The organism is Acidovorax sp. KPB24-07 (genome assembly GCF_057543315.1).
Window position 1 is genome coordinate 1 of sequence record NZ_BAAJYS010000333.1, and the last position, 3,609, is coordinate 3,609.

Sequence of the window (3,609 nt, forward strand, 5' to 3'; positions counted from 1 at the left end):
CCCGCGTCGAGCCCTACCTGCCTGCCGGCTCGCGGCTGTGGGGCCGCACCCGCCTCGGGCTGCGCTGCGTGGACGGTGCCACCGCGTGGAACGTGTTCCTGCCCGTCACCGTCAAGGCGTATGGCCCGGCGTGGGTGCTCACGGGCAATGTCGCGTCCGGGGCCGTGCTCACGGCCGCCGATGCGACCGAGGCCGAAGTGGACTGGGCGGCGGAAACCACCGCGATCGTGGCCAATCCCGACAGCTGGGTCGGCATGGTGGCCTCGCGCCAGCTCATGGCCGGCCAGGCCGTGCGCCAGCACATGGTGAAGGCGCCGACCCTGTTCAAGGCGGGGGCGGCGGTGCGGGTGGTGGCGCAGGGACGGGGTTATTCGGTAACATCCGCAGGCCAGGCGATCACCGCAGGCGCCGTTGGCGAGACTGTGCGCATCCGTATGGAGAATGGCCGTGTCGTCGCCGGTGTTGTGTCCGAAAATGGAACAGTAGAGATCACTTTGTAAGCGATGGGGCGCAAGAAAAGCCTAAAGTCCCTGTCGAAGTGGTCGAAAACATTGCTACTGTGCCCCACATCGAGCGGGGTGGGAGAGAGCGATGAAGATAGGTCAAAACCCCGAAATAGCCAATGCAGTGTCGCAAGCCGCCACTGCTGCCAAGCAGGCCAAGGCCCCTGCAGCTGCCGCCGAAACGGCTGCCAAGAGCGCCGCGCTCGCTGCCGCTGCGGCCGCTGGCGTGCCTGTCACGTTTTCCAGCGCCGCCCGCGGACTCGAAGCCAACGGCCGCGCCGGCACCGATTTCGATGCCAACAAGGTGAAGGCCGTGCGCGCCGCCATCGAAAAGGGCACTTTCTCGGTGGACGCCGATGCGATCGCGGACAAGCTGCTGTCCAATGCGCAGGAAATCATCTCCCACACCAGCAACAGCCACTGACCCCGGGTTTCCTGCAGGGGTTGATCGGCACAGGATCCACCCATGCAACTCGAAACCACGCTGTCTGAAGTCGAATCCCGGTTGAAAGACGTCGGTGCCGCCCTGCTGGAAACCGACGCGCTCGCGGTAGAACGCACCGCCCCCCTGTTGCGCCAGGCCGCTCTCGATCTGTCCCAGGCGCTCCAGAAAATCCCCCGCCCCACCGAATTGCCGGCCGACATCCAGCGCCGCATCCAGGCCCTGCGCAGCCAGTTGTCCCAGCAGCGGGAACAATTGGCGCGCCTGTCCGCGTTGACCGAGCGCCAGGTGGCGACCCTGCTGCCGCCCCAGGAGGCTGCGACCTACGGAAACGGTGCTCCGGCACGCTCGGGCGGCGCCGCTCGGATCTACCGGTCGCAGGGCTGATCCCGCCCGGCTTCCCCTTCGCTCCTGGTAAAAGCCAGCCTCCCAAAGCAAAAAGGCCGCATCTGCATGCGGCCTTTTTCGTTGGCGCCAGGGGCGCGTCCGGTGGGACGGCGGCGCTCCGCTAGTGGCTGCGCATCTTGGCCCGCAGCCGGGCGATGGACTGGCTGTGCAGCTGGCAGATGCGTGATTCGGTCACGCCCAGCACGGCCGCGATCTCCTTCAGGTTCATGTCGTGCTCGTAGTACATGCCCATGATGTGCTGCTCGCGCTCCGGCAGGCTCTTGATGGCGGCCACCAGCGAGGCCTTGAGCCGCTGGTCGCGCAGCATGGCCATCGGGTCGGCTTCGCCGTCGGCCACGTGCCGGTCGAGAAACCCGTCGTCGCCGTCGTCGCCCCGCGTCATGTCTTCCAGGTAGACCAACTGCGTGCCGCGCACCTTGCCCAGCAGCGTCTGGTATTCGCCCAGGCTCAGGTCCAGCTCGGCGGCGATCTCGGATTCCAGCGGGCTGCGCCCGAGTTTCTGCTCCAGCCGGTGGACGGCGTGTTCGATTTCCTTCTGGCTCTTGCGCGAACTGCGGGACATCCAGTCGCCCTCGCGCAATTCGTCGAGCATGGCGCCGCGGATGCGCTGGGTGGCGAAGGTCTCGAACTGCACGCCCTGCGCCACCTCGTAGCGCGACAGGGCCTCGCTCAAGCCCATCATGCCCACCTGGATGAGGTCGTCCAGCTCCACGTTGGGCGGGAGCTTGGCGATCATGTGGTGCGCAATCCGGCGAACCAGCGGCACGTGCTGGCGGATCAGCGCATCGCGGTCGAGCTGTCCTTTGGCGGTGTACATCGGGTCAATGTCTCCGGGCGAAATGCGCTGCCGTCTCCGTCATGCCGAAGGGCGGGGTGGGGGTCGGCGTTGCGGCGCCAATGGTGCACGCGTTTTCCAGCAGTTGCAAGGCCAGGCGCTGCACGTCCTGGGCGTGGTTGGCGCGCACCGTGCTGGTCAGGATGCCGCTGCCCAGGTGCCGCTCGGCGCAGCGCTGCAGCGTGTTCAACGCCGCATGCGTCGGGTCGGCCTGGGCCGGCCCGCCGGGCGGCAGGATGGAGGCCACCGAGCAGTGCACGCCGGCGTGCATCGCCATGTGTTTCAGTTGCCGGTAGCTTTGCACCACGCTGTCGGGGCCGCCTTCGGCGATCACCAGGGGGATGGCCGAGGTCGCGCGCACCAATGGTGCCAGCACCTCGGCGCTGGCGTAGAGCACCAGCAGCGCATAGGTGCGAAAGAAGGGTTGCAGCGCCTGCATCGCGGCCGGGCCGTCGGCGGTCTGGCGGGCGAGGCGCTGCATGCCGTAGCCGGCCGGAATCACCGCCAGCGACGAGGCCGCCGGGCCGGTTTCGAGCGGGGCGCCGTTCTGCCAGGAGGGCTCGGCCAGCAGGTGGGCCAGGCCCGGCGCGTCGTCGGTTTCGCGGGCGGTGCCGTCCAGCACGGCCACGGGATACCCCAGCCGCTGCAGGCTGGAACACACCTGCCACAGGGTTTCCAACCCGTAGGCGGCGTCGGGCTGCGCCACGACAGACACGACCCGCAGGTCCGACTGCGGCGTGATGCTGTGCAGGCTCGTGGCCTGGTGGAATCCGGTATCAAGCATCGACCAGTCCCCTTTCCGAGGCCAGCTCGGGCGAGTGCGAGAAGAAGAAGTTCAGGTCCGACGCCTTGGGGTCGAAGGCCGACTTGGCGGGCGAGCGCATCGAGGTGCTGATGAGCTTGTGCGCATCGGCGGCCTCCCAGTCCTCGGGCACGCGCTGGCCGTTGGTCACGCCGCGCAGCACCATCTGGTGGCGGATCAGGGCGTCGATCGAAGGGCCGAGCTTCACGGCTTCGTCCACCTTGGACAGGATGGCCTGCTGCGAGCCGGCGGTCTTGAAGGCGCTGAGCACGTCGTCCAGCGTGTCGCCGTGGCAGCCGGCGTTCAGCACCAGCAGGCGGTTGACGTTGGGCAGGTCCAGCACATCCAGCATGTCGCGCTTGCGCGGGTCGCGCGGTGCGACGCCGGTGGTGTCGATGAGCACCATCTTCTTGCCGCCCAGCAGGCCGAGCAGGTCCTGCAGCGCGGCGCGGTCGTGCGCCAGGTGGGCCACGACGCCCAGCATGCGGCCATAGGTGCGCAGCTGTTCGTGGGCGCCGACCCGGTACGTGTCCAGGGTGATGAGGCCGACGCTGCCCGGGCCGTGGATGCGGGCGCACAGAGCGGCGAGCTTGGCCGTGGTGGTGGTCTTGCCCACGCC

Annotated in this window: 6 protein-coding genes; 3 read left to right on the plus strand and 3 right to left on the minus strand. The window is 68.2% G+C overall.

The window, feature by feature from the left end; genetic code table 11:
• The 3 genes from flgA to AC27IQ_RS20350 all read left to right on the plus strand — a co-directional run.
• Nucleotides 1–500 (plus strand): flagellar basal body P-ring formation chaperone FlgA (gene flgA, locus AC27IQ_RS20340; protein ID WP_487090574.1); only part of this gene is annotated, 500 nt, incomplete at its 5' end.
• A gap of 91 nt (nucleotides 501–591) precedes the next feature.
• Entirely contained in the window at nucleotides 592–927 is a 336-nt protein-coding gene (flgM, locus tag AC27IQ_RS20345; RefSeq protein WP_487090575.1) for a flagellar biosynthesis anti-sigma factor FlgM, read from the plus strand.
• 42 nt (nucleotides 928–969) lie between these two features.
• Nucleotides 970–1,332: a hypothetical protein gene (locus AC27IQ_RS20350; RefSeq protein ID WP_284402624.1), complete on the plus strand. Its 363-nt coding sequence runs from the start codon at nucleotides 970–972 to the stop codon at nucleotides 1,330–1,332.
• Nucleotides 1,333–1,453: 121 nt separating this feature from the next.
• Here AC27IQ_RS20350 and AC27IQ_RS20355 read toward each other — a convergent pair whose 3' ends face one another.
• The 3 genes from AC27IQ_RS20355 to AC27IQ_RS20365 form a co-directional block, all read right to left on the minus strand.
• The gene (locus AC27IQ_RS20355) at nucleotides 1,454–2,170 is read right to left on the minus strand and encodes an RNA polymerase sigma factor FliA (RefSeq protein WP_284402625.1); all 717 of its coding nucleotides are present in this window, start codon (nucleotides 2,168–2,170) and stop codon (nucleotides 1,454–1,456) included.
• A 4-nt stretch (nucleotides 2,171–2,174) separates the two neighbouring features.
• Entirely contained in the window at nucleotides 2,175–2,972 is a 798-nt protein-coding gene (locus AC27IQ_RS20360) for a hypothetical protein (RefSeq protein WP_284402626.1), read from the minus strand.
• Nucleotides 2,965–3,609, minus strand: a 645-nt coding sequence (locus AC27IQ_RS20365; protein WP_487090576.1) for a flagellar biosynthesis protein FlhF, incomplete at its 5' end; no start/stop codon positions are given. The genes AC27IQ_RS20360 and AC27IQ_RS20365, both read right to left, overlap by 8 nt.